This window comes from Enterobacter wuhouensis, assembly GCF_035835995.1.
Classification (GTDB): domain Bacteria; phylum Pseudomonadota; class Gammaproteobacteria; order Enterobacterales; family Enterobacteriaceae; genus Enterobacter; species Enterobacter wuhouensis.
Window position 1 is genome coordinate 762,721 of sequence record NZ_CP142124.1, and the last position, 24,912, is coordinate 787,632.

At 57.2% G+C, this 24,912-nt stretch carries 23 protein-coding genes, 1 pseudogene and 1 other annotated feature; of the genes and pseudogenes, 18 read left to right on the top strand and 6 right to left on the bottom strand.

What is annotated here, in order from left to right:
* Positions 1-27 precede the first annotated feature (27 nt).
* The gene (locus VPX56_RS03740; protein ID WP_131634024.1) at positions 28-927 is read left to right on the top strand and encodes a LysR family transcriptional regulator; all 900 of its coding nucleotides are present in this window, start codon (positions 28-30) and stop codon (positions 925-927) included.
* Positions 928-1,018: 91 nt separating this feature from the next.
* Here VPX56_RS03740 and ettA read toward each other — a convergent pair whose 3' ends face one another.
* Entirely contained in the window at positions 1,019-2,686 is a 1,668-nt protein-coding gene (gene ettA / locus VPX56_RS03745) for an energy-dependent translational throttle protein EttA (protein WP_131634023.1), read from the bottom strand.
* Between the two features lie 226 nt (positions 2,687-2,912).
* Between ettA and sltY the strand changes: the two genes are divergently transcribed.
* Positions 2,913-4,850, top strand: a complete 1,938-nt coding sequence (gene sltY / locus VPX56_RS03750; protein ID WP_326469961.1) for a murein transglycosylase — start codon at positions 2,913-2,915, stop codon at positions 4,848-4,850.
* 55 nt (positions 4,851-4,905) lie between these two features.
* Positions 4,906-5,235, top strand: a complete 330-nt coding sequence (gene trpR, locus VPX56_RS03755; protein ID WP_119935618.1) for a trp operon repressor — start codon at positions 4,906-4,908, stop codon at positions 5,233-5,235.
* Positions 5,236-5,242: 7 nt separating this feature from the next.
* On the opposite strand, the gene yjjX is transcribed toward trpR, so the two are convergent.
* Positions 5,243-5,758 carry an inosine/xanthosine triphosphatase gene (yjjX, locus tag VPX56_RS03760; RefSeq protein WP_131634021.1) on the bottom strand — a complete coding sequence of 172 codons (516 nt, stop codon included), beginning with the start codon at positions 5,756-5,758 and terminating at the stop codon, positions 5,243-5,245.
* Between the two features lie 49 nt (positions 5,759-5,807).
* Here yjjX and gpmB point away from each other — a divergent pair, with 49 nt between their 5' ends.
* Positions 5,808-6,455 (top strand): 2,3-diphosphoglycerate-dependent phosphoglycerate mutase GpmB, encoded by a 648-nt coding sequence (gene gpmB, locus VPX56_RS03765; protein ID WP_008502057.1) that lies wholly within the window; start codon positions 5,808-5,810, stop codon positions 6,453-6,455.
* Here gpmB and robA read toward each other — a convergent pair.
* Positions 6,452-7,321, bottom strand: coding sequence for an MDR efflux pump AcrAB transcriptional activator RobA (robA, locus tag VPX56_RS03770; protein ID WP_131634020.1), 870 nt, complete (start codon positions 7,319-7,321; stop codon positions 6,452-6,454). The two genes, gpmB and robA, sit on opposite strands and share 4 nt — an antisense overlap.
* Before the next feature lie 211 nt (positions 7,322-7,532).
* Here robA and creA point away from each other — a divergent pair, with 211 nt between their 5' ends.
* The 4 genes and pseudogenes from creA to creD all read left to right on the top strand — a co-directional run bounded on the left by creA (position 7,533) and on the right by creD (position 11,540).
* A complete protein-coding gene (creA, locus tag VPX56_RS03775) occupies positions 7,533-8,003 on the top strand; it encodes a protein CreA (RefSeq protein WP_032642647.1) in 471 nt (156 codons plus the stop codon).
* Positions 8,004-8,017: 14 nt separating this feature from the next.
* A complete protein-coding gene (creB, locus tag VPX56_RS03780) occupies positions 8,018-8,707 on the top strand; it encodes a two-component system response regulator CreB (protein WP_326469965.1) in 690 nt (229 codons plus the stop codon).
* A pseudogene (creC, locus tag VPX56_RS03785) lies at positions 8,707-10,131 on the top strand (two-component system sensor histidine kinase CreC). Before creB ends, creC begins: the two are co-directional and overlap by 1 nt.
* 56 nt (positions 10,132-10,187) lie before the next feature.
* Positions 10,188-11,540 carry a cell envelope integrity protein CreD gene (gene creD / locus VPX56_RS03790; RefSeq protein WP_326469967.1) on the top strand — a complete coding sequence of 451 codons (1,353 nt, stop codon included), beginning with the start codon at positions 10,188-10,190 and terminating at the stop codon, positions 11,538-11,540.
* A gap of 46 nt (positions 11,541-11,586) precedes the next feature.
* Here creD and arcA read toward each other — a convergent pair whose 3' ends face one another.
* Positions 11,587-12,303, bottom strand: coding sequence for a two-component system response regulator ArcA (gene arcA / locus VPX56_RS03795; RefSeq protein ID WP_039078271.1), 717 nt, complete (start codon positions 12,301-12,303; stop codon positions 11,587-11,589).
* A gap of 95 nt (positions 12,304-12,398) precedes the next feature.
* On the opposite strand from arcA, the gene yjjY reads away from it, so the two are divergent.
* The 7 genes from yjjY to VPX56_RS03830 all read left to right on the top strand — a co-directional run bounded on the left by yjjY (position 12,399) and on the right by VPX56_RS03830 (position 19,262).
* A complete protein-coding gene (gene yjjY, locus VPX56_RS03800; RefSeq protein ID WP_001541509.1) occupies positions 12,399-12,539 on the top strand; it encodes a YjjY family protein in 141 nt (46 codons plus the stop codon).
* 399 nt (positions 12,540-12,938) lie between these two features.
* Positions 12,939-13,625: a tRNA/rRNA methyltransferase gene (locus VPX56_RS03805; protein WP_131634016.1), complete on the top strand. Its 687-nt coding sequence runs from the start codon at positions 12,939-12,941 to the stop codon at positions 13,623-13,625.
* A gap of 211 nt (positions 13,626-13,836) precedes the next feature.
* A complete protein-coding gene (gene thrL / locus VPX56_RS03810; protein WP_072039575.1) occupies positions 13,837-13,905 on the top strand; it encodes a thr operon leader peptide in 69 nt (22 codons plus the stop codon).
* Positions 13,844-13,961: a sequence feature (Thr leader region), on the top strand. It overlaps the preceding gene by 62 nt.
* Positions 13,962-13,985: 24 nt before the next feature.
* Positions 13,986-16,448: a bifunctional aspartate kinase/homoserine dehydrogenase I gene (gene thrA, locus VPX56_RS03815; protein WP_326469973.1), complete on the top strand. Its 2,463-nt coding sequence runs from the start codon at positions 13,986-13,988 to the stop codon at positions 16,446-16,448.
* A gap of 1 nt (position 16,449) precedes the next feature.
* Positions 16,450-17,379: a homoserine kinase gene (gene thrB / locus VPX56_RS03820; RefSeq protein WP_131634014.1), complete on the top strand. Its 930-nt coding sequence runs from the start codon at positions 16,450-16,452 to the stop codon at positions 17,377-17,379.
* 3 nt (positions 17,380-17,382) lie between these two features.
* Positions 17,383-18,669, top strand: a complete 1,287-nt coding sequence (thrC, locus tag VPX56_RS03825; protein ID WP_326469975.1) for a threonine synthase — start codon at positions 17,383-17,385, stop codon at positions 18,667-18,669.
* 290 nt (positions 18,670-18,959) lie between these two features.
* Positions 18,960-19,262 carry a DUF2502 domain-containing protein gene (locus VPX56_RS03830; protein WP_326469977.1) on the top strand — a complete coding sequence of 101 codons (303 nt, stop codon included), beginning with the start codon at positions 18,960-18,962 and terminating at the stop codon, positions 19,260-19,262.
* 32 nt (positions 19,263-19,294) lie between these two features.
* On the opposite strand, the gene yaaA is transcribed toward VPX56_RS03830, so the two are convergent.
* Positions 19,295-20,068 (bottom strand): peroxide stress protein YaaA, encoded by a 774-nt coding sequence (gene yaaA, locus VPX56_RS03835; protein WP_131634011.1) that lies wholly within the window; start codon positions 20,066-20,068, stop codon positions 19,295-19,297.
* 66 nt (positions 20,069-20,134) lie between these two features.
* Positions 20,135-21,565, bottom strand: a complete 1,431-nt coding sequence (locus VPX56_RS03840) for an alanine/glycine:cation symporter family protein (RefSeq protein WP_131634010.1) — start codon at positions 21,563-21,565, stop codon at positions 20,135-20,137.
* 262 nt (positions 21,566-21,827) lie between these two features.
* Here VPX56_RS03840 and tal point away from each other — a divergent pair, with 262 nt between their 5' ends.
* The 3 genes from tal (at position 21,828) to VPX56_RS03855 (ending at position 24,891) form a co-directional block, all read left to right on the top strand.
* Positions 21,828-22,781: a transaldolase gene (tal, locus tag VPX56_RS03845; RefSeq protein WP_119935604.1), complete on the top strand. Its 954-nt coding sequence runs from the start codon at positions 21,828-21,830 to the stop codon at positions 22,779-22,781.
* Between the two features lie 110 nt (positions 22,782-22,891).
* Positions 22,892-23,479 (top strand): molybdopterin adenylyltransferase, encoded by a 588-nt coding sequence (gene mog, locus VPX56_RS03850; RefSeq protein WP_326469982.1) that lies wholly within the window; start codon positions 22,892-22,894, stop codon positions 23,477-23,479.
* Between the two features lie 122 nt (positions 23,480-23,601).
* Positions 23,602-24,891 (top strand): MFS transporter, encoded by a 1,290-nt coding sequence (locus tag VPX56_RS03855; RefSeq protein ID WP_326469984.1) that lies wholly within the window; start codon positions 23,602-23,604, stop codon positions 24,889-24,891.
* Positions 24,892-24,912 lie beyond the last annotated feature (21 nt).

Below are 24,912 nucleotides of genomic sequence, written 5' to 3' on the forward strand. Positions count from 1 at the left end.
CGCAGCGTTCGTACAGGATGAACAATCATGTTTAAACAGCTTCAGGATATGGCGCTGTTCGCGCTAGTGGCCGAGATGGGCAGCTTTACCGCGGCGGCGCAGAAGGCGGAGCTGCCTAAATCCAGCGTCAGCCAGCGGATTAGCCAGCTGGAGCAGCAGGTGGGCATTCGCCTGCTGAACCGCACCACGCGCAGGATCAGCCTGACGTTTGCGGGCGAGCACTATCTGGTGCACTGCCGCGAGATGCTGGCGGCCAGCGAGCGGGCGGAGTACGCCATCCAGCGCCTGCGCGAAAACCCCAGCGGGCGGCTGCGGATCACCTGTCCGGCGGGGATTGGCGCAACGCTGCTGGCGCATCTGAACGCCGAGTTCCAGCTTCGCTATCCCGACGTGTCGCTGGATGTGTCGATCTCTGACGACGTGGTGGATCTTGTCGAGTCCGGCTTTGACGTGGCGCTGCGAACCGGCAAGCCGCAGGACTCCTCCCTGATTGGCCGCATGATCGGGCACTGCCCGCGCTACATGCTGGCCTCGCCGGACTATCTGGCTCGCCGGGAGCCGTTAGTCCATCCCCGTCAGTTGGTGGAGCACCGCTGCATTACACACCGGGCGTGGTCGGAGTGGCTTCTGCGAAGCGAAAGCGAGGATTATCGCTACCTGCCGGATAACGCCCACATGACCGATAATCTGGTATACGCCCGCGAATGTGCGATTGCCGGCGCGGGGATCACGCTGCTGCCAGCGTTCCTGGTGGAAGATAAGATCGAAAAGGGGGCGCTGGTTCAGGTGCTGCCGGAATGGAACGTCGAAGGCAACGACCTGTGGCTGGCGTACCCAAGCCGCAAGCTGAATTCACCTGCGCTGATGAGCTATATCGAGTTTGCGATGCAGTTTGATGAGGTGAAGCGGTATTACGTGGGTGGGTGATTGTGTGCGGCCTGATGCCCTCACCCTGGCCCTCTCCCACGGGGAGAGGGTACAAACATAAAAAACGGCAACCGAAGTTGCCGTTTTGCTTTTATTTCGAAATACGCTTGTACTTAATACGCTTCGGCTCCAGCGCGTCAGCGCCCAGCGTGCGTTTCTTGTACTCTTCGTATTCGGTAAAGTTACCTTCGAAGAACTCCACTTTACCTTCGTCCTGGTAGTCCAGGATGTGGGTCGCGATACGGTCCAGGAACCAGCGGTCGTGCGAGATAACCATCGCGCAGCCCGGGAACTCCAGCAGGGCGTTTTCCAGCGCGCGCAGGGTTTCGATATCCAGGTCGTTTGTTGGTTCATCGAGCAGCAGAACGTTACCGCCCACCTGCAGCAGCTTCGCCAGGTGCAGACGACCGCGTTCGCCGCCGGACAGCTCGCCCACGCGTTTGCCCTGGTCGGTGCCTTTGAAGTTAAAGCGGCCAACGTAGGCGCGGCTTGGCATCTCGGTGTTGCCGATACGCATGATATCCAGACCGCCGGAGACTTCTTCCCACACGGTTTTGCTGTTGTCCATCGCGTCACGGAACTGGTCAACGGAGGCCAGCTTCACGGTTTCACCCAGGGTGATAGAGCCGCTGTCAGGCTGTTCCTGACCGGACATCATGCGGAACAGGGTCGATTTACCCGCGCCGTTCGGACCGATGATCCCGACGATAGCCCCTTTCGGTACGGAGAAGCTCAGGTCGTCGATCAGCAGGCGGTCGCCGTAGGATTTACGCAGATTGCTGACTTCAACCACTTTGTCACCCAGACGGGCTCCAGGCGGAATAAACAGTTCGTTGGTTTCGTTACGTTTCTGGTATTCGGTGTTGTTCAGCTCTTCGAAGCGCGCCAGACGGGCTTTGCCCTTAGACTGACGGCCCTTCGCGCCCTGACGCACCCACTCCAGCTCTTTCTCGATAGACTTGCGACGGGCCGCTTCCTGAGAAGCTTCCTGCGCCAGACGCTGATCTTTCTGCTCCAGCCAGGAGGAGTAGTTGCCTTCCCACGGAATGCCTTCGCCGCGGTCCAGCTCCAGGATCCAGCCTGCCACGTTGTCGAGGAAGTAACGGTCGTGGGTAATCGCCACAACGGTGCCTTCGAAGTCGTGCAGGAAGCGCTCCAGCCAGGCGACAGATTCTGCATCCAGGTGGTTGGTTGGTTCGTCGAGCAGCAGCATGTCTGGTTTTTCCAGCAGCAGGCGGCACAGCGCCACGCGGCGGCGTTCACCCCCGGAGAGCTTCTCAACTTTGGCATCCCAGTCCGGCAGGCGCAGGGCATCCGCCGCGCGCTCCAGCTGCACGTTCAGGTTGTGACCGTCGTGCGCCTGGATGATCTCTTCAAATTTGCCCTGCTGCGCGGCCAGCTTGTCGAAGTCCGCATCCGGCTCGGCGTACTTCGCGTACACTTCATCCAGACCTTTCAGCGCGTTAACCACTTCGGCAACCGCTTCTTCAACGGATTCGCGAACGGTGTGCTCCGGGTTCAGCTGAGGTTCCTGCGGCAGGTAACCAATCTTGATGCCGGGCTGCGGGCGGGCTTCACCTTCGATGTCTGTATCGATGCCGGCCATGATGCGCAGCAGGGTGGACTTACCGGCACCGTTGAGACCCAGAACACCGATTTTTGCGCCCGGGAAGAAGCTCAGCGAGATATTTTTAAGAATATGACGTTTCGGCGGAACCACTTTGCCGACACGATGCATGGTATAAACGAATTGAGCCACGTTGGACTTCGCCTCTTTTATCATGATGAGTGTGGAATTCAGCCTCGAAGTGTAGCCTTTTTCACGCCCTAATCCCAGCCAGGAACGTCGGGAGTGTTAAAACGCGCAGGAAAGGTAAAAAAGTGTCCATAACGTGGCGCGTTGCAGGATGCCTGGTTAGCATAAGTTGATACGACTTTGACGTGGCAAGACGCCGCAACTAACGAAAAACAATGAGGAAGAGCTTGTGGAAAAAGCCAAACGGGTGGTCTGGCGTCTGCTGGCTGCCAGCGTATGCGTAATGGCGGTAAGCCAGGCGGTGCATGCCGATTCACTGGATGAACAACGTAACCGCTACGCCCAAATCAAACAGGCGTGGGACAATAAGCAGATGGACACCGTGCAGGCGCTGATGCCGACGCTGAAGGACTATCCGCTGTATCCGTATCTGGAGTATCGCCAGATCACCGACGATCTGATGAACCAGCCGACGGTCACCGTGAATAACTTTATTCAGGCGAACCCGACCCTGCCGCCCGCGCGTAACCTGAAGTCTCGCTTTGTGAACGAGCTGGCGCGTCGTGAAGACTGGCGCGGGCTGCTGGCGTTTAGCCCGGAAAAGCCTGGCACCACGGAAGCGCAGTGCAATTACTACTACGCCAAATGGGCAACCGGACAGCAGGACGAAGCCTGGGCGGGCGCGAAAGATCTGTGGCTGACGGGCAAAAGTCAGCCTAACGCCTGTGACTCGCTGTTCGGCGCATGGCGCGCGTCCGGCAAACAGGACCCGCTGGCCTATCTTGAGCGTATTCGCCTGGCGATGAAGGCCGGAAATACCCGCCTGGTCACCGCGCTCGCGGGGCAGATGCCGCCGGATTACCAGACCATTTCTACGGCGGTTATCGGTCTGGCTAACGATCCTAATTCAGTCCTGACGTTTGCCCGTTCAACGGGGGCTACCGATTTTACCCGCCAGATGGCGGCGGTCGCCTTTACCAGCGTGGCGCGTGACGATGTCGAAAACGCGCGGCTGATGATCCCTCAGCTGGTGCAGGCGCAGCAGCTTAACGAAGAGCAAACTCAGGAGCTGCGCGATACGGTAGCGTGGCGATTGATGGGCACGGACGTTACCGACGAGCAGGCCCGCTGGCGTGATGACGCGATTATGCGTTCTAACTCTACCTCAATCGTGGAGCGTCGCGTGCGGATGGCGCTGGGCACCGGCGATCGTCGCGGACTGAATACCTGGCTTGCGCGTCTGCCGATGGATGCCAAAGAGAAAGACGAATGGCGCTACTGGCAGGCCGATCTGCTGCTGGAGCGCGGGCGTGACGATGAAGCGAAAGATATCCTCCATTCTCTGATGCAGCAGCGCGGATTCTACCCGATGGTGGCGGCGCAGCGTCTGGGCGAGGAGTACACCTTCCGCATCGACAAAGCGCCCGCCAACGCCGATCCTGCGCTGACGCAGGGGCCGGAAATGGCGCGCGTGCGCGAGCTGATGTACTGGAATATGGATAACACCGCGCGCAGCGAGTGGGCGAACCTGGTGACCAGCCGCACGACGAACGAGAAGGCCCAGCTGGCGCGCTATGCGTTTGATAATCACTGGTGGGATCTGAGCGTGCAGGCGACGATCTCAGGCAAGCTCTGGGATCATCTCGAAGAGCGCTTCCCGCTGGCGTACAAAGATCTGTTCGATCGTTACACCAGCGGGAAGGATATTCCAAAAAGCTATGCGATGGCGATTGCCCGCCAGGAGAGCGCCTGGAACCCGAAGGTGCGATCCCCGGTGGGAGCCAGCGGCCTGATGCAAATCATGCCCGGAACGGCGACGCACACGGTGAAGATGTTTAACATCCCGGGCTACAGCAGTCCGTCACAGCTGTTAGATCCGGATACCAACATCAACATCGGCACCAGCTACCTGCAGTACGTTTATCAGCAGTTCGGCAATAACCGCATCTTCTCCTCGGCGGCGTATAACGCTGGCCCCGGACGCGTGCGTACCTGGCTTGGCAACAGCGCCGGACGTATTGATGCCGTAGCGTTTGTTGAGAGCATTCCGTTCTCGGAAACGCGCGGATATGTGAAGAACGTGCTGGCATATGATGCGTACTATCGTTACTTCATGGGAGAGAAAGATACGCTGATGAGCGATGCCGAGTGGCAGAAGCGTTACTGATCGCGGTGGGTTGTGTTATGCTGTACTCGCTAATGAGTACAAGAGGCAGCATAACATGACCCAGCATTCCCCGTATTCCTCGGCGATGGCCGAACAACGCAATCAGGAGTGGCTTCGTTTTGTGGAGTTGCTCCGCCAGTCATACGATAAGGATCTGCATTTGCCGCTTTTGCAGCTGATGCTGACGCCCGACGAGCGCGAAGCGCTGGGCACGCGCGTGCGGATTATTGAAGAATTGTTGCGCGGCGAGATGAGCCAGCGCGAGCTGAAAAACGAGCTCGGCGCGGGCATCGCGACCATCACCCGCGGATCGAACAGCCTGAAGTCTGCGCCGGTTGAGCTGCGCCAGTGGCTGGAAGCGGTATTGTTGAAAAACGCCGGATGACGATGGCTCAACGATAAATCGCGTTATGGAACGGGCTTAACGCCAGGATCACCGCCTGGTGATACACGCTTGAGCGCGTCAGAGCGCCCGCGGTAAAGACGCCGATTGCCCCTTCTTTGCGGCCAATCTCATCAATGCCGGTGTACTGCGACATCACCGGCCCCAGCGCTTCACCTTCGCGCACTTTGTCCAGAATGATCTCCGGCAGCGGCAGGGTCGCCGAGCGAGCCTCACCCCGCTGCTCGCGGCTTTCGATCACCACCCAGCTAAAAGTGGCCCCTTCGTCGATGCCCGCTTCAATAGCCACCCAGAAGTCAGCGTTCGGGGCCGCGGCTTTTGCATTTGCCACGCGATTCCGTGCGCCAGCGCGCGTTTCCTCGCTTCCGAACGGCTGTTCAGGTACGCCACTCTCGACGCCGACGGCGTCAATATGGCAGGATCCTTCGCCGAAGATCTCTTCAAATGCCCTTAGAATTGCCTGAATTTTGGCAGGATTAGTGGTAGCAGAGACAACATGGTGCATAATTAAGCTCGATTCAAAAAAACTCATCGCAGTATAACGGAAAAAAAGCATGTTACAGGTATACCTTGTTCGCCACGGTGAAACGCAGTGGAACGCCGAGCGACGTATTCAAGGCCAGTCAGACAGTCCCCTTACTGAAAAGGGCGTGCAGCAAGCGTGGCAGGTGGCAGAACGCGCCAGAACGCTGGGCATTACGCACGTTATCACCAGCGATTTAGGTCGCACGCAGCAGACGGCGCGCATTATCGCAGATGCCTGCGGCTGCGACGTCATGCTTGAGCCGCGCCTGCGCGAGCTGGATATGGGCGTGCTGGAAAAGCGCCATATCGACACGCTGACGGAAACGGAAGAGGGCTGGCGCCGCACGCTGGTGAACGGCACCGAAGATGGCCGTATTCCTGAAGGCGAATCCATGCAGGAGCTGAGCGTGCGTATGCATGCCGCACTGGCGGAATGCCTGAAGCTGCCGGCTGGGAGTCGCCCGCTGCTGGTGAGCCACGGAATCGCGCTGGGCTGCCTGGTAAGCACTATCCTGGGACTACCGGCTTACGCTGAACGCCGCTTGCGCCTGCGCAACTGCTCGATTTCCCGGATTGATTATCAGGAAAGCGCGTGGCTGGCGTCGGGATGGGTGGTGGAGATGGCAGGGGACATTTCGCATCTCGATGCCCCTGCGCTTGACGAACTGCAGCGTTAACGACGTACCGGAATCAAAAATTCCATACGCAGATCGATTGGGCCTTCTTCCGGTTTGACATTGCTTGCCGGGTAGTAGCGCTCAATATCCTGACCTTTACGGCGATTCAGATTCAGCATTGGCATGCAGGTCCCGTAAACGGTCAGGATAAAGTCCTGAACGCCCGTTCCCAGCCCTTCATACGAGAACATCACGTACTCGCCGCCTTCCAGCACAACCGGTTTAGAACCCTGAATGTAGCCGTTCGCCATCTCTGGCGTGAGCGCGGTGGTATAAAACACCTCCTGCTCGTCGTCTTTTTCGTGGCTAGGGCGCGTTTCGTTCAGGCCATAAAGGATCGGCGGGATCGCCGGAGCATGGCTCAGGAAATCGCGCCAGAACTGGACGCGCATCTGATGACGGAACTCAGAAATCTGCTCCAGAGAGCAGGAGTAGCTCTGGGTTGTGCCGATCAGATGGGTTTCCGGCAGGGTGACCATTTCGTATTTCGGCATGGCGAACTCGCCCAGACGCAGCGGCGGGCGCATGCCAAAGGAGCTCCAGTCTGGCGAGCGGCGATAGAGCGCTGGCGTCAACGAGAACTGTTTTTTAAAGGCGCGCGTGAAGGTTTGCTGCGAATCGAAGCGGTACTGCAGGGCAATATCCAGAATCGGGCGCGCGGTCAGGCGCAGGGCCACGGCAGACTTTGATAAACGGCGTGCGCGAATATAGGCACCGATAGCATGACCGGTAACATCTTTGAACATCCTTTGCAGATGCCACTTGGAATAGCCTGCTTTAGCCGCCACATTATCCAGTGACAAAGGCTGGTCGAGATGACCTTCCAGCCAGGTTAGCAGGTCGCGAATAATTCCAGCCTGATCCATATACTATCCTCATCCTTAAAACAGCAGGTGCCTGATAACAGGTTAGCGGATAATAGCACTTTTTGATGTTTTAGCATTCAGTGTTTTTTTTGCGCATTAATGCTTTTTGGAGCACATTATCGGCCAATATATTCTAATCCTGTGATCTTGCTACATTTTTGTCTAAAGTGTTGAATAATCGCTCAGTGTAATTTTAAAGAATGGTAACAATATGAAATACAAGACTTTGATCTTCACCGCGTTGATGTTGATGGTAGGGCGCGCAGCGCAGGCGGAACAGATTGGCTCCGTCGATACCGTGTTTAAAATGTTCGGCCCTGACCACAAAATCGTGGTGGAAGCCTTCGACGATCCGGATGTGAAAAACGTCACCTGCTACGTAAGCCGCGCGAAAACGGGCGGTATCAAAGGCGGACTGGGACTGGCGGAAGACACTTCCGATGCGGCGATCTCCTGCCAGCAGGTAGGGCCGGTTGAATTGAGCGATAAAATCAAAAACGGCAAAGCGCAGGGCGACGTGGTATTCCAGAAACGGACCTCGCTGGTGTTTAAGAAGCTGCAGGTGGTGCGTTTTTACGATGCGAAGCGCAACACGCTGGCTTACCTTGCCTATTCTGACAAAGTGGTGGAAGGCTCGCCGAAAAACGCGATCAGCGCGGTGCCGATTATGCCTTGGCATTAATTCAGGGATGAACCATGCAACAACCTGTGGTCTGGCTGGTTGAAGACGAAACCAGTATCGCCGATACGCTGATCTACATGCTTCAGCAGGAAGGATTTGCGGTAAAGGCGTTTGAACGCGGTTTACCCGTGCTGGAGGCGGCGCGGCGACAGGCTCCGGCGCTCGCCATTCTGGACGTCGGGCTGCCGGACATCAGCGGCTTTGAGCTTTGCCGCCAGCTGCTGGCGCAGCATCCCTCACTGCCCGTACTGTTTCTGACGGCGCGCAGTGATGAAGTGGATAAACTCCTCGGCCTTGAAATGGGCGCTGATGACTACGTTGCGAAACCTTTCTCCCCTCGTGAAGTCTGCGCCCGGGTAAGGACGATTTTACGGCGCATGCAAAAATCCGCCGCGCCAGCAGAAACGTTGCGTATCGGGCAGTTTGAACTGAACGAGCCTGCCGCGCGTATAAGCTGGTACGGTGAAGCGTTGCCCTTGACCCGCTACGAATTCTTGCTGCTCAAAACCTTGTTACAGGCGCCAGGGCGGGTCTTTTCTCGTCAGCAGCTCATGGACAAGGTGTGGGGTGAAAACGGCGAAAGTTTCGATCGCACCGTGGACACCCACATCAAAACCCTGCGCGCCAAGCTGCGGGCGGTGAACGAGGAACTGTCGCCCATCAGCACCCATCGCGGCATGGGCTACAGTCTGGGCCTTTACTGATGCGCATTGGGATGCGGCTATTGCTGGGATACTTCCTGATCGTGGCCGTTGCCGCGTGGTTTGTGCTGTCGATCTTTGTTCAGGAAGTCAAGCCCGGCGTGCGCAGAGCAACCGAGGGCACGTTAATCGATACCGCGACCTTACTCGCCGAAGTCGGTCGTGAGGATCTCCTTTCGGGCAATGCGCAGCAGGGCAAACTGGCGCAGGCCTTTTCACGGCTTCATCAGCGCCCTTTCCGCGCCAATATCGGCGGCATTCATAAAGTGCGTAACGAGTATCACGTCTACATGACCGATGCGCAGGGCAGAGTGGTGTTTGATTCCGCCGGTCTGGCCGTGGGGCAAGATTACTCGCGCTGGAACGATGTCTGGCTGACGCTTCGCGGCGAATACGGCGCGCGCAGTACCCAGAGCCATCCCGACGATCCGGAAAGCACGGTGATGTATGTTGCCGCGCCGGTTGTGGAGCAGGGCAAGATTATCGGCGTGCTGTCTGTTGGGAAACCTAACAGCGCGATGGCACCGGTTATCCATCGCAGCGAGCGGCGGATCCTGTGGGCAGGCGGAGCGCTGCTCGGCATTGCCCTGCTGATTGGCCTCGTTGTGGCCTGGTGGATCAACCGATCTATCGCGACGTTATCGCGCTATGCCGACTAGGTGACCACGGATACGCCTCTCCCGCTGCCTAATCCTGGCAGCAGCGAACTGCACAAGCTGGCCCTAGCGCTGGAGAATATGCGCATTCGCCTGGAAGGGAAAAACTACATTGAACACTATGTCCATGCGCTGACCCACGAGCTGAAAAGCCCCATCGCCGCCATACGCGGCGCGGCGGAAATTCTCGCCGAGCAGCCGCCGCCGCAGGTGGCCGCGCGGTTTATCGAGAATATTCTGGTGCAAAACGCGCGTATGCAGTCGCTGGTTGAAAAACTGCTCACCCAGGCGCGGCTTGAAAATCGGGTCGAGATTACGCCTCAGGCTGTGGGCGTCGATCTGCTGTTTACGCGGCTTGCCGACGCGCGCTCGGCGCTGCTGGCGGCAAAAGAGATTGGGCTGACCCTCCAGCCCGCTTCGCTTCATGTTGAAGGCGATCCCGACCTGCTCGAACAGGCGCTCGGTAATTTGCTGGATAACGCTATCGACTTTACGCCGCAGGGTGGCACCATTGAACTGGCGGCCCGGGAAGAGCAGGGGAAGATACAGCTCATCGTCACCGACAGCGGAAGCGGGATCCCGGATTACGCGCTGGAGCGTATTTTTGAACGCTTTTATTCCCTGCCGCGCGAGAACGGATTGAAGAGCAGCGGACTCGGGCTGGCGTTTGTTCAGGAGGTGGCGCGTCTGCATCAGGGAGAGATCATATTGCGTAATCGTGATGAAGGCGGCGTGATGGCCACGCTGACACTTCACCGTCACTTCACATAACTTCAAACTCACCCCACACAGCCTGGTTACGCTCTCCTCATCACAAAGGAGACGTAATGATGAAATCCCCCCTGTTCTGGAAAGTAAGCACCCTGCTGGGGTGCATCCTGCTGCTGTTAGTCCCGCTGTTTATGGTCAGTAACCTCATATCAGAGCGTGAAAGCTATCGTAACGATGTCGAAAATACGCTTCGCCAGAGCACCAGCGGACCGCAAAAGCTGGTCGGCCCGCTGATTGCCATTCCCGTGACGGAGATCTTTTACAAGATAGAGGACGAAAAGAAGGTCGAATACAAGAAAAGCTATATGCATTTCATTCTGCCGGAATCTCTGGTTGTGGAAGGGAACCAGCGCGTGGAGTCCCGCAGTATTGGCATCTACGACAGGCAAATCTGGAACACTGATCTTAAGATAAAAGCGCAGTTTAATACCGACAAGCTGAAGCAGCTGAAAGGGGAAACGATAACGGCGGGGCAGCCGTTTATCGTGACGGGCGTTGGCGACGCGCGGGGTATTGGCACGGTCAGTATCTCTAAAATCAATGGTGAGACGCTAAGCGTGGAACCCGGTTCAGGCGTCTACGGGGCGCTTGCTGGGATCCACATCCCGCTGACCGACAAAGCGCTGGAAGCCAAAACGTTTGCGCTTGAGATGTCCCTCAGTCTGGCGGGAACGGGCAGTTTTGCGGTGGTACCGGTAGGGCGTAATAGCGAAATGACGCTTAACAGCAACTGGCCGCATCCGGGCTTTATGGGCGATTACCTCCCTGTTAAGCATCAGATAGGCGAGTCTGGTTTCCAGGCAAACTGGCAGAGCAGCTGGTTTGCGAATAACCTTGAGAGCTGGTTCTACGACAAGGAGTCGCCGGAGTGGGAGGGACTCCCGGCCTTTAGCGTCACGGTCGCCACGCCCGCCGATCAGTATCAGCTGACTGACCGTGCGATCAAGTACGCCATTTTGCTGATTGCGCTGACGTTTATGGCCTTCTTTGTCTTCGAAACCTTAACCGGATTACGCCTTCACCCGATGCAGTATCTGCTGGTGGGGCTGTCGCTGGTCTTGTTCTATCTGGTGCTGTTGGCGCTGTCTGAACACGTCGGGTTTACGCCAGCCTGGGTTGTTGCAAGCCTGGTGGGCGCAGCGATGAACGGAATGTACCTGCAGGCCGTGCTGAAAAGCTGGAAGCGCAGCGGGATGTTTGTGCTGGCCTTGCTGGGGCTGGACGTAGTGATGTGGTTCCTGCTGCGCTCGGAGGACAGCGCGCTGCTGTTGGGGTCAGCGGTTCTCGCGCTGGCGCTGTTCGCCGTCATGTACCTGACCCGTCATTTCGACTGGTACTCGCTCTCTCAGCCGAAGCGACCTGAGCCACCCGCAGCACCAGATGACGATACGATGCGGATCTGGAAATAAAAAAAACGGCGCAAATGCGCCGTTTTTTAATGCGTAGACTGCGGGATTACTCCTGCAGGTCACCGCAGAAACGATAGCCTTCGCCGTGAATTGTGGCGATGATTTCCGGGGTATCAGGCGTAGATTCGAAGTGCTTACGAATACGACGGATAGTCACGTCTACGGTACGGTCATGAGGCTTAAGCTCGCGACCGGTCATTTTCTTCAGCAGCTCTGCACGGGACTGAATTTTGCCCGGGTTTTCGCAGAAGTGCAGCATCGCGCGGAATTCACTGCGCGGCAGTTTATACTGCTCACCGTTCGGGCTAATCAGCGAACGGCTATTGATATCAAGTTCCCAACCGTTGAACTTGTAGCTGTCTACGCTACGGCGCTCTTCGCTGATCGTACCCAGATTCATGGTACGGGACAGCAGGTTGCGTGCACGAATGGTTAACTCGCGAGGATTGAACGGTTTGGTGATGTAGTCATCCGCACCGATTTCCAGACCAAGAATTTTATCAACCTCATTGTCACGGCCCGTCAGGAACATCAACGCCACGTTCGCCTGTTCACGCAGCTCGCGCGCCAGAAGAAGGCCGTTTTTGCCCGGCAGGTTGATATCCATAATGACCAGGTTGATATCATTTTCAGAAAGGATCTGATGCATCTCTGCGCCATCGGTCGCTTCAAAGACATCGTAGCCTTCTGCTTCGAAAATGCTCTTTAACGTGTTGCGTGTTACCAACTCGTCTTCAACGATAAGAATGTGCGGGGTCTGCATGTTTGCTACCTAAATTGCCAACTAAATCGAAACAGGAAGTACAAAAGTCCCTGACCTGCCTGATGCATGTCGCAAATTAACATGACCGGCCTAACGTGACTAAAGTACGTAATTGCGTTCTTGATGCACTTTCCATCAACGTCAACAACATCATTAGCTTGGTCGTGGGTACTTTCCCTTTGGACCCGACAGTGTCAAAAACGGCTGTCATCCTAACCATTTTAACAGCAACATAACAGGCTAAGTGACACCGGACACCCAATAAAACTACGCTTCGTTGACATATATCAAGTTCAATTGTAGCACGTTAACAGTTTGATGAAATCATCGTAGCCGAATGCTAGCCTTTGTCACAATTTTTCAATAAACCAACTAGTTGCGGACATTGATTGATAAACAATACGAATCCAATTATCAAAGAGTATTCACACGGCCATTATCATTGTAAAACATAGGGATAATAGGCTTCTGTTAACATTCTAACTGATTGTTCACCCACAAAATAGTTTAGCGTCTTTAATTTGTTATGAAACGCTATTTCGGTGATTTGTGTTGCAATTTTGTAAATTCGTGCTGCGTAATATGTTGAAGCGCATCACGTTTTTATCCGCTAACTGATTAAAAAGAGAGCATAAATGCATCTGTCGATTGTGCTGGTAGCGCCAGCAAGAGCTGAAAATATAGGCGCGGCGGCGCGTGCCATGAAGACCATGGGTTTTACCGATTTGCGTATCGTGGACAGCACTGCGCATCTGGAGCCCGCGGCCCGTTGGGTGGCACACGGTTCGGGAGATATTCTTGATAATATAACGACTTACAGCACGCTTGCTGACGCGCTGCATGACGTTTCGTTTACCGTTGCGACCACGGCGCGCAGCCGGGCGAAGTTCCATTACTACGCCACGCCCGCAGAACTGGTGCCGATGCTGGAAGAAAAAAGCCAGTGGCTGGAGAACGCCGCCCTTGTGTTTGGTCGTGAAGATTCCGGGCTGACCAACGAAGAGCTGGAGCTGGCAGACGTTCTCACCGGCGCGCCAATGGTGGCGGATTACCCGTCGCTGAATTTAGGCCAAGCGGTCATGGTGTATTGCTATCAATTAGCATCCTTAATGCAAATTCCACAGCCCGCTATTACGGGTACCGATGAAAACCAGCTGGCCGCGCTTCGTGCGCGCGTGGAAAATCTGCTGGCGCAGCTGGGCGTCGCTGACGATCGAAAGATGGTGGACTGGCTGCAGCAGCGTTTGGGGCGACTCGAGCAACGCGACACGGCAATGCTGCACCGATTGCTGCACGATATTGAAAAAAAATTGGCCGAGTAAAATGCTGCCATATGTTTTTAGTGTGGCGGAAGTGTCTGTTATCAAGTGTTGCTTATGGGGGATTTGGATGAAAATAAATCCGACGGCAGCGGGACGTGAGAGTCATCCGAATTGTGATCAAATTAAAAATTCGTTGACTTAAGGTGTCCGATCCTTTAACCCTAAAAGGATACAGCACAGACAGATAATAATGACAGAGTACACAACATCCATGAAACGCATCAGCATCACCACCATTACTACAACCACCATCATTACCACAGGTAACGATGCGGGCTGACGCGTACAGGAAAAACAAAAAAAAGCCCGCACCCAGACAGTGCGGGCTTTTTTTTCGGCTAAAGGAAACGAGGTAGAACCATGCGAGTGTTGAAGTTCGGCGGTACATCAGTGGCAAATGCAGAACGTTTTCTGCGTGTTGCCGATATCCTGGAAAGCAACGCCAGGCAGGGGCAGGTTGCAACCGTGCTCTCTGCCCCGGCAAAAATTACCAACCATCTGGTGGCGATGATTGAAAAAACCATCGGTGGCCAGGATGCCCTCCCGAACATTAGCGACGCCGAGCGTATCTTCGCAGACCTGCTGCAGGGGCTGGCGGAGGCGCTGCCCGGCTTCCCGCATGCGCAGCTTAAAGCTTTCGTGGAGCAAGAATTTGCCCAAATCAAACACGTTCTGCACGGCATCAGCCTGCTGGGGCAGTGCCCGGACAGCATCAACGCGGCGCTGATTTGCCGCGGCGAAAAACTCTCCATCGCCATCATGGCGGGCGTGCTGGAAGCGCGCGGCCATAGCGTGACCGTCATCGACCCGGTTGAAAAACTGCTGGCGGTGGGCCACTACCTCGAATCCACCGTTGATATTGCCGAGTCAACCCGCCGCATTGCCGCGAGCAAAATTCCGTCTGACCACATGATCCTGATGGCGGGCTTCACCGCCGGAAACGAGAAGGGCGAATTGGTGGTGCTGGGCCGTAACGGCTCCGACTACTCCGCCGCCGTGCTGGCCGCCTGCTTGCGCGCAGACTGCTGCGAGATCTGGACCGACGTCGACGGCGTTTATACCTGCGACCCGCGCCAGGTGCCGGACGCCAGGCTGCTGAAGTCGATGTCGTATCAGGAAGCGATGGAGCTTTCCTATTTCGGCGCTAAAGTGCTTCACCCGCGTACCATCTCCCCGATTGCCCAGTTCCAGATCCCGTGCCTGATTAAAAATACCGGTAACCCGCAGGCGCCGGGCACGCTGATTGGCGCCTGCTCCGATGAGGATGGTCTGCCGGTAAAAGGTATTTCCAACCTGAACAACATGGCGATGTTCAGCGTCTCCGGTCCGGGAATGAAGGGCATGGTCGGTATGGCGGCGCGCGTCTTTGCGGCCATGTCCCGCAACGGTATCTCGGTAGTGCTGATCACCCAGTCTTCTTCTGAATACAGCATCAGCTTCTGCGTGCCCCAGGCTGACTGCCTGCGCGCCCGCCGCGCGCTGGAGGAAGAGTTCTACCTGGAGCTGAAAGAAGAGCTGCTGGAGCCGCTTTACATTCAGGAGCGGCTGGCGGTGATCTCCGTCGTCGGTGACGGTATGCGCACCCTGCGCGGCATCTCCGCTAAATTCTTTGCCGCGCTGGCGCGCGCCAATATCAACATCGTGGCGATTGCCCAGGGCTCGTCTGAACGTTCCATCTCCGTGGTGGTGGATAACGACGATGCCACCACCGGCGTGCGCGTGGTTCACCAGATGCTGTTCAACACCGACCAGGTCATCGAGCTGTTCCTGATTGGCGTCGGCGGCGTGGGCGGCGCGCTGCTGGAGCAGGTGAAGCGCCAGCAGGAGTGGCTCAAGAAGAAGCATATCGACCTGCGCGTCTGCGGCATCGCGAATTCAAAGGCGCTGCTGACCAACGTTCACGGGCTGAACCTGGAAAACTGGCAGGCCGAGATGAACGAGGCGAAAGAGCCGTTCAACCTGGGCCGCCTGATCCGTCTGGTGAAAGAGTATCACCTGCTTAATCCGGTGATTGTAGACTGTACCTCGAACCAGGCGGTGGCAGACCAGTACGCCGACTTCCTGCGCGAAGGATTTCACGTGGTGACGCCGAACAAAAAGGCCAACACCTCGTCGATGGATTACTACCACCAGCTGCGCCTGGCGGCGAGCAAGTCGCGCCGCAAGTTCCTGTACGATACCAACGTCGGCGCAGGCCTGCCGGTGATCGAAAACCTGCAAAACCTGCTCAACGCGGGCGACGAGCTGCAGCGTTTCTCCGGCATTCTCTCTGGTTCGCTGTCGTTTATCTTCGGCAAGCTGGACGAGGGGATGAGCCTGTCGGAAGCCACCCGCGCCGCGCGCGAGCTGGGCTATACCGAGCCGGACCCGCGCGACGATCTCTCCGGTATGGACGTGGCGCGCAAGCTGCTGATCCTTGTCCGTGAAACCGGACGCGAGCTGGAGCTTTCCGATATCGTGATTGAACCCGTATTGCCAGCAGAGTTTGATGATGGCGGCGATGTGACTGCCTTTATGGCGAACTTGCCGCAGCTCGACGATGCCTTTGCCGCACGCGTGGCGAAAGCCCGTGATGAAGGTAAGGTTTTGCGCTATGTTGGCAACATTGAAGAAGATGGCGTATGCCGGGTGAAGATTGCCGAAGTGGACGGCAACGATCCGCTGTATAAAGTGAAAAACGGCGAGAATGCTCTGGCGTTCTACAGCCACTATTATCAGCCATTGCCGCTGGTGCTTCGCGGCTATGGCGCAGGGAACGATGTTACGGCGGCGGGCGTGTTTGCCGATCTGCTGCGTACCCTGTCATGGAAGTTAGGAGTTTAACATGGTCAAAGTTTATGCCCCGGCTTCCAGCGCCAATATGAGCGTCGGATTTGACGTGCTGGGCGCGGCGGTCACGCCGGTGGATGGCTCGCTGCTGGGCGATACGGTCACGGTTGAAGCCGCAGAGAGCTTCAGCCTGAACAACGTGGGCCGCTTCGCCAGCAAGCTGCCGGCCGACCCGCGCGAAAATATCGTTTATCAGTGCTGGGAACGCTTCTGTCAGGAGATCGGCAAAAACGTGCCGGTCGCCATGACGCTGGAAAAAAGTATGCCGATTGGCTCGGGCCTGGGCTCCAGCGCTTGTTCCGTGGTCGCCGCGCTGGTGGCGATGAACGAGCACTGCGGCAAGCCGCTGAACAACAGTCGTCTGCTGGGGCTGATGGGCGAGCTGGAAGGGCGCATCTCCGGCAGCATTCATTATGACAACGTGGCGCCGTGCTTCCTCGGCGGCATGCAGCTGATGATCGAAGAAAATGGCATCATCAGCCAGCAGGTGCCAGGGTTTGATGAGTGGCTGTGGGTGCTGGCCTATCCGGGCATTAAGGTCTCTACCGCAGAAGCGCGTGCGATCCTGCCCGCGCAGTATCGTCGTCAGGACTGTATCGCCCACGGGCGTCACCTGGCGGGCTTCATCCACGCCTGCTACACCCGACAGCCGCAGCTGGCGGCGAAGCTGATGAAAGACGTCATTGCCGAGCCGTACCGCACGAAGCTGCTGCCCGGTTTTAACGAGGCGCGACAGGCCTCGATGGATATCGGCGCGCAGGCGTGCGGCATCTCCGGCTCCGGCCCGACGCTGTTCGCCCTGTGCGACAAGCCGGATACCGCGCAGCGCGTGGCGGACTGGCTCTCTAAACACTACCTGCAAAATCAGGAAGGCTTTGTTCATATTTGCCGTCTGGACACGGCTGGCGCACGAGTACTGGGATAATTAATGAAACTCTACAACCTTAAAGATCATAACGAGCAGGTCAGCTTCGCGCAGGCGGTAACGCAGGGACTGGGCAAAAATCAGGGGCTATTCTTCCCGCACGATCTGCCGGAATTCCCGCTGACCGACGTCGACGCGCTGCTGAAGCAGGACTTTGTCACCCGCAGCGCCAAAATTCTGTCGGCGTTTATCGGCGACGAAATCCCGCAAGAGCTGCTGGAAGCGCGCGTGCGCGCGGCATTTGCGTTCCCGGCCCCGGTGAAGCAGGTTGAGCCGGATATTGGCTGTCTGGAGCTGTTCCACGGCCCGACGCTGGCGTTCAAGGACTTCGGCGGCCGCTTTATGGCGCAGATGCTGACCCACATCAGCGGCGACAAGCCGGTGACCATCCTGACCGCAACGTCCGGGGATACCGGTGCGGCGGTGGCGCACGCGTTCTACGGACTGAAAAACATCCGCGTGGTGATCCTCTACCCGAAAGGCAAAATCAGCCCGCTGCAGGAAAAGCTGTTCTGCACCCTCGGCGGCAATATTGAAACCGTGGCGATCGACGGCGATTTCGATGCCTGCCAGGCGCTGGTCAAGCAGGCCTTCGACGACGAAGAGCTGAAGGTGGCGCTGGGTCTGAACTCTGCCAACTCCATCAACATCAGCCGTCTGCTGGCGCAGATTTGCTACTACTTCGAGGCGGTGGCGCAGCTGCCGCAGGAAGCGCGCAACCAGCTGGTGATCTCCGTGCCGAGCGGTAACTTCGGTGACCTGACAGCGGGCCTGCTGGCGAAATCCCTGGGTCTGCCGGTGAAGCGCTTTATCGCCGCCACCAACGCCAACGACACCGTGCCGCGCTTCCTGAAAGACGGCAAATGGGCGCCGAACGCCACGCAGGCGACGCTCTCTAACGCAATGGATGTATCACAGCCGAACAACTGGCCGCGCGTGGAAGAGCTGTTCCGTCGTAAGATCTGGCGTCTGGGCGATCTGGGCTACGCCGCGGTGACGGACGAAACTACCAAAGCCACCATGCGCGAGCTGAAGGCCGTGGGGTACACCTCCGAGCCGCACGCGGCGATTGCCTACCGCGCGCTGCGCGACCAGCTTAACCCGGGTGAATATGGCCTGTTCCTGGGCACCGCGCATCCGGCGAAGTTCAAAGAGAGCGTAGAAGCGATCCTGGGCGAAACGCTGCCGCTGCCGAAAGAGCTGGCGGACCGTGCGGACCTGCCGCTGCTGTCGCATGAGCTTCCGGCGGACTTTGCCGCGCTGCGTAAGTTGATGATGACTCGAGCGTGATTGTTGTCGGGTGGCGGCTACGCCTTACCCGACCTACAACGGCTCAGAACGTAGGCCGGGTAAGCGCAGCGTCACCCGGCAATAACGGTACCAATTGTAGGCCGGGTAAGCGCAGCGCCACCCGGCTTTTTTATGGAGAAATTAAGGAGAAATAAAGCAGGAAAAAAGCAGGAATTCCCAATAAATGCGGTCACTTAGCGTTTAGGATTGCAGAGAATAACATCCCCCGTTCCCTTCACGTACTCTCCTTACATCGGCCCACGTTGGGCAAGAAGAATAAGGAGTCACCTATGTCTAAACTGAAACCTGCACTCATCGCGCTTTCACTGATGCTGGTCGCTCCCATGGCGGTACAGGCATCCGAAATCACCCTCGTGCCTGCGGTAAAACTGCAGATTGGCGATCGGGACAATAACGGGCACTACTGGGACGGCGGCCGCTGGCGCGACCACGACTGGTGGAAGGCGCATTATGACTGGCGCGATAACCACTGGCGTCCGCATGATGAGCATCGTAAGCATGACAATCGCCATGATGACCATCACCACGATGACCACCGTGACGATCGTGGCCCGGACAGGAAGCACCATTAATGCAAAACCCCGCCAGCTGGCGGGGTTTGTTTTTACTGCTCGTGGCGCTTAAAGACCAGCTCGCCTTTGCCTGACGACGCCTCGTCAAAAAAATAGCCGTCGGTGTTAAAACCGGTCAGTTGCTCCGGCTTCGTCAGGCGGTTTTGAATGATGTAGCGGCTCATCAGGCCGCGCGCTTTCTTGGCGTAGAAGCTGATCACCTTGAACTTGCCGTTCTTCTCGTCGAGGAACACGGGCTTGATGATCTCCGCCTCCAGCTTTTTCGGCTTCACGGATTTGTAATATTCATCGGAGGCCAGGTTAATCACCACGTTATCGCCCTGGGCGCGCAGCGCGGCGTTCAGCTTATCGGTAATGATATCGCCCCAGAAATGGTACAGGTCTTTGCCTTTGGCATTTTCCAGGCGGATGCCCATCTCCAGACGATACGGCTGCATCAGATCCAGCGGGCGCAGTACGCCGTACAGGCCTGAGAGCATGCGCAGATGCTGCTGGGCAAAGTCGAAATCGGCTTCGCTAAACGTCTCAGCCTGCAGGCCGGTATAGACATCGCCCTTAAACGCCAGAAGCGCCTGGCGCGCGTTGTCCGGCGTGAAGTCAGGATGCCAGTCGTGGAAGCGCGTCGCGTTGAGATCGGCGAGCTTGTCGCTGATGCTCATCAGCGAGGCGATTTGCGGCGCGGAGAGCTTACGCGCTTCGTGGATCAGCTGTTGGGAATAGTCCAGCAGTTCGGGCTGGGTATAGCGCTCGGTGGCGAGCGGGCTCTGGTAGTCGAGCGTTTTTGCAGGTGAAATCAGAATCAGCATATCCAGTCCTTGCAGGAAATTTAGAGCGACTTTAGCAAAAAATCGCCCTGAATTGATCGATAGCTGCTATTGCCGCGGCAAATCATCCCAGGAGCCGGGGGCAATTTGCGCTTCAATGTCAGGATAGCGCGAGGGATCAAACACCGGCTGAACGCCGAGCTTCCGCTGGCGAAGATAATCCCGTGCGATAAGGGTAACGACAGGCGAGAGCAGCAAAATGGCCGTCAGGTTTGTGATGGCCATCAATGCCATAGCCACATCCGCCAGCTGCCAGACCAGCGGCATGCTGAGCAATGAACCAGCCATTACCATCAGGATCACCCCCAGACGCAGGAGCCTGAGGGTATGCCGCGAGTCGAGCTTCAGGAAGATAAGGTTGTTTTCGGCATAGATGTAGTTCACAACGATTGAGCTGAAGGCGAACAACATCACGATAAGCGAGACAAACCCCGCCCCCCATCCGCCGGCCAGGTTGACCAGCGCCTGCTGAACAAGCTGTATTCCGACGGCTTCCGACGCGTATGGAACGGGGCCTGCCAGCAGGACAATCATCGCGCTGGCGGAGCAGATCACGATGGTATCGGTAAAGACGCCAATCATCTGCACAATGCCTTGCGCTGCCGGATGCGGAGGCCACGACGCGGCGGCGGCCGCGGCATTTGGGGTTGAGCCCATGCCCGCTTCATTGGAGAACATGCCCCGCTGAAAACCTGCCGTGAGCGCCTGGCTCAGGGTATAGCCCAGCGCTCCGGATGCCGCTTCGCGCCAGCCAAACGCACTCTTGAAGATGGTCGCAATCACCGCAGGCACCTGGTCGATGTGCTGTGCGGTCACGAACAGGCTGGCCCCGACCCACAGTATCGCCATCACCGGAACCATCCACTGCATCAGCCGGGCAACGCCTTTAAGGCCGGTGGAAATGGTGAGCAGGATGAAGAGGGCTAAAACGGCGCCGGTTAACCACTCTGGACAGGCAAAGGCGTAGCGCAGCGCGTGCGCCACGGAGTTAGCCTGCACGGTGTTGAAAATAAGGCCGTAGGCGACAAGTAAAAAGATCGAGAACAGAACGCCCATCCAGCGCATCCCCAGCCCGCGAGACATATACCAGGCCGGGCCGCCGCGGAACTGGCCGTGTTTATCTTTCTCTTTGTAGAGCTGTGCGAGCGAGCATTCGGCAAAAGAGGTCGCCATGCCGATGATCGCCGTGGCCCACATCCAGAACACTGCCCCAGGACCGCCCGCGCCAATCGCCAGCGCAACGCCCGCCAGATTGCCGCTGCCGACGCGTGCTGCCAGGCTGGTACAGAGCGCCTGAAATGACGTCAACCCGCCCGGCTGCGGCGTGACGCTGTTTTTCAGACTTCTGCCAAATTTGCGGATGTAGCGAAACTGGATAAAACCGCTGCGCAGCGTAAACCATATACCTGCTCCCAGAAGCAGATATATCATGATGGAACCCCAAAGGATTTCGCTAATAAACGAAAAGAAATCAGGCATTAACATTCCTCTTGTTGATGCCAATATGAATATGTAAGCGCTACCACTGATTGAGCATGCGGGTACTTAGCTACCTGTTAATATTCCGAGTTTATCATACTCTGCCTTAGGGCACTGTCTGCGGTTGCGCTGCCCCTCACTCGTGTTATCATCAGGGCAGACCGGTTACATCCCCCTAACAAGTAAACCTGTCATTTTTCCGCTGCAGGCATGCTGTCGGTAGCGTGAATTATCCAGGGCACGTTAAAAGAGAAACACTATCATGACGGATAAATTGACCTCCCTTCGTCAGTTCACCACTGTCGTAGCTGACACCGGAGATATCGCGGCAATGAAGTTGTATCAGCCGCAGGATGCCACAACCAACCCTTCTCTGATCCTTAACGCCGCGCAGATCCCTGAGTATCGCAAACTGATTGACGACGCTGTGACCTGGGCGAAAGCGCAGAGCAACGACCGCGCGCAGCAGGTTGTGGATGCCACTGACAAACTGGCAGTGAACATCGGTCTGGAAATCCTGAAGCTGGTTCCTGGCCGTATCTCTACCGAAGTTGATGCACGTCTCTCCTACGACACCGACGCGTCTATCGCTAAAGCAAAACGTCTGATCAAAATGTACAACGATGCTGGCATCAGCAACGACCGCATCCTGATCAAACTGGCGTCCACCTGGCAGGGCATTCGCGCTGCAGAGCAGCTGGAAAAAGACGGTATCAACTGTAACCTGACCCTGCTGTTCTCCTTCGCGCAGGCGCGCGCATGTGCAGAAGCGGGCGTATACCTGATTTCTCCGTTCGTGGGCCGTATTCTGGACTGGTACAAAGCCAACACCGACAAGAAAGAGTACGCACCGGCTGAAGATCCAGGCGTGGTTTCTGTGACCGAAATCTACGAATACTACAAACAGCACGGCTATGAGACCGTGGTTATGGGCGCAAGCTTCCGTAACGTCGGTGAAATCATCGAGCTGGCTGGCTGCGACCGTCTGACCATCGCCCCTGCGCTGCTGAAAGAGCTGGCAGAAAGCGAAGGCGCGCTTGAGCGTAAACTGTCCTACACCGGTGAAGTGAAAGCGCGTCCAGAGCGCATCACTGAATCCGAGTTCCTGTGGCAGCACAACCAGGATCCAATGGCCGTAGACAAGCTGGCGGACGGTATCCGCAAGTTTGCTGTTGACCAGGGCAAACTGGAAAAAATGATCGGCGACCTGCTGTAATCATTCTGCGTGGCCGGGTTCCCGGTCACGCTACTTCTTTCGTACGCTGTCTGAAACTCCCCTCTGCGTGTATCATTCCCTTTAATCAGTACTTTTTGAATGGAATGGCTATGAATACCTTACGTATCGGCTTAGTGTCGATCTCTGACCGCGCCTCCAGCGGTGTTTATCAGGATAAAGGCATCCCCGCTCTTGAAGCATGGCTGGGCAGTGCGCTGACAACCCCTTTTGAAATCCAGACCCGCTTAATCCCCGACGAACAGCCCATTATCGAGCAGACGCTGTGCGAGCTGGTGGATGAGATGAGCTGTCACCTGGTGCTCACTACCGGCGGAACCGGGCCCGCGCGCCGCGACGTAACCCCGGATGCAACGCTGGCCGTGGCCGACCGCGAAATGCCGGGCTTTGGCGAGCAGATGCGTCAGATCAGCCTACACTTTGTTCCAACCGCCATTCTTTCTCGCCAGGTCGGCGTTATCCGCAAACAGGCGTTGATCCTGAACCTGCCGGGCCAGCCGAAGTCGATCAAAGAGACCCTGGAAGGGCTAAAAGCGGAAGACGGTAGCGTGATTGTGCATGGGATCTTTGCAAGTGTACCGTATTGTATACAGCTTCTTGACGGGCCGTATGTGGAAACGGATGACAAGGTCGTAGCAGCATTTCGTCCCAAAAGCGCGCGTCGCGAAACAATCTCCTGAAAATAACGTTTATGTGACATTAGCTGAAGCGGCGATGGCGGGATAACACTTTTACGGTATAGTAATTTTTTCTTTACGATTGCTGTAAAAATAAATCCACAACCAACGCATAATGGTTCGCTATGTCACATAACGCCCGACCTCTGAATCAACAGGATTATAAAACCCTCACGCTCGCCGCTCTGGGCGGCGCGCTGGAGTTCTACGACTTCATCATCTTCGTGTTCTTTGCCGCCGTGGTGGGGGAACTCTTCTTCCCGGCGGATATTCCGGAATGGCTGCGCCAGGTGCAAACCTTCGGCATTTTTGCCGCCGGGTATCTGGCGCGTCCGCTGGGCGGCATCGTGATGGCCCACTTCGGCGATCTGGTCGGGCGTAAGAAGATGTTTACCCTGAGCATTCTGCTGATGGCCGTGCCGACGCTGGCCATCGGCCTGCTGCCCACCTACGCCTCAATAGGCATCGTTGCCCCGCTGCTGTTGCTGTTGATGCGCCTTCTGCAGGGCGCGGCGATTGGCGGCGAAGTACCCGGCGCATGGGTTTTCGTGGCCGAGCACGTTCCGGCGCGCCGCATTGGTATCGCCTGCGGCACCTTAACCGCCGGGCTGACCATTGGCATTCTGCTAGGTTCAGTCGTCGCGACTCTCGTGAATACCAGCATGACGCAGCAGGCGGTGCACGAGTGGGGCTGGCGCCTGCCGTTCCTGCTGGGCGGGGCGTTTGGCCTGGTGGCGATGTACCTGCGCCGCTGGCTGCAGGAAACGCCGATCTTCATCGAAATGCAGCAGCGCAAGGCGCTGGCGCAGGAGCTGCCGGTGAAAGCGGTGGTGGTGCGCCACAGGAGCGCCGTGGCGATCTCGATGCTGCTTACCTGGCTGCTTTCGGCAGGTATTGTCGTGGTGATCCTGATGTCGCCGGTCTGGCTGCAGAAGCAGTACGGTTTCGCCCCTGCGGTCACGCTGCAGGCGAACAGTATCGCCACGATTATGCTCTGCTTCGGCTGTCTGGCCGCCGGGCTGGCCGTTGATCGAATCGGCGCAAGCCTGACCTTCATCGTCGGCAGCCTGCTGCTGGCCGCGTCGAGCTGGGCGTTCTACCATCTGGTGGGCAGCCACCCGGAGCAGCTGTTCCTGCTGTATGGCGTGGTGGGGCTGTGCGTCGGCGTGGTCGGCGCGGTGCCGTTCGTCATGGTGCGCGCGTTTCCGCCGGAGGTGCGTTTCACCGGCATCTCGTTTTCATACAACGTCTCTTATGCCATCTTCGGCGGACTCACCCCGATTGCCGTCACCGTGCTGATGGGCGTGTCGCCGATGGCTCCGGCCTGGTACGTGCTGGCGCTGTCGCTGATGGGGCTGGTGCTGGGCATCTGGCTGCGTCAGAAACCGGTTGAAGCAGCGGCGATAGCGGGATAACCGAACGGGCCGGGTCAGGCG

Coding starts and splice junctions, on each gene's coding strand:
- tal (WP_119935604.1), top strand. CDS start 21,828: ATGACGGATAAATTGACCTCCCTTCGTCAGTTCACCACTGTCGTAGCT.
- mog (WP_326469982.1), top strand. CDS start 22,892: ATGAATACCTTACGTATCGGCTTAGTGTCGATCTCTGACCGCGCCTCC.
- creA (WP_032642647.1), top strand. CDS start 7,533: ATGAAATACAAGACTTTGATCTTCACCGCGTTGATGTTGATGGTAGGG.
- thrA (WP_326469973.1), top strand. CDS start 13,986: ATGCGAGTGTTGAAGTTCGGCGGTACATCAGTGGCAAATGCAGAACGT.
- VPX56_RS03805 (WP_131634016.1), top strand. CDS start 12,939: ATGCATCTGTCGATTGTGCTGGTAGCGCCAGCAAGAGCTGAAAATATA.
- VPX56_RS03855 (WP_326469984.1), top strand. CDS start 23,602: ATGTCACATAACGCCCGACCTCTGAATCAACAGGATTATAAAACCCTC.
- VPX56_RS03740 (WP_131634024.1), top strand. CDS start 28: ATGTTTAAACAGCTTCAGGATATGGCGCTGTTCGCGCTAGTGGCCGAG.
- creB (WP_326469965.1), top strand. CDS start 8,018: ATGCAACAACCTGTGGTCTGGCTGGTTGAAGACGAAACCAGTATCGCC.
- yjjX (WP_131634021.1), bottom strand. CDS start 5,758: ATGCACCATGTTGTCTCTGCTACCACTAATCCTGCCAAAATTCAGGCA.
- robA (WP_131634020.1), bottom strand. CDS start 7,321: ATGGATCAGGCTGGAATTATTCGCGACCTGCTAACCTGGCTGGAAGGT.
- thrB (WP_131634014.1), top strand. CDS start 16,450: ATGGTCAAAGTTTATGCCCCGGCTTCCAGCGCCAATATGAGCGTCGGA.
- thrC (WP_326469975.1), top strand. CDS start 17,383: ATGAAACTCTACAACCTTAAAGATCATAACGAGCAGGTCAGCTTCGCG.
- VPX56_RS03830 (WP_326469977.1), top strand. CDS start 18,960: ATGTCTAAACTGAAACCTGCACTCATCGCGCTTTCACTGATGCTGGTC.
- yaaA (WP_131634011.1), bottom strand. CDS start 20,068: ATGCTGATTCTGATTTCACCTGCAAAAACGCTCGACTACCAGAGCCCG.
- arcA (WP_039078271.1), bottom strand. CDS start 12,303: ATGCAGACCCCGCACATTCTTATCGTTGAAGACGAGTTGGTAACACGC.
- creD (WP_326469967.1), top strand. CDS start 10,188: ATGATGAAATCCCCCCTGTTCTGGAAAGTAAGCACCCTGCTGGGGTGC.
- trpR (WP_119935618.1), top strand. CDS start 4,906: ATGACCCAGCATTCCCCGTATTCCTCGGCGATGGCCGAACAACGCAAT.
- gpmB (WP_008502057.1), top strand. CDS start 5,808: ATGTTACAGGTATACCTTGTTCGCCACGGTGAAACGCAGTGGAACGCC.
- VPX56_RS03840 (WP_131634010.1), bottom strand. CDS start 21,565: ATGCCTGATTTCTTTTCGTTTATTAGCGAAATCCTTTGGGGTTCCATC.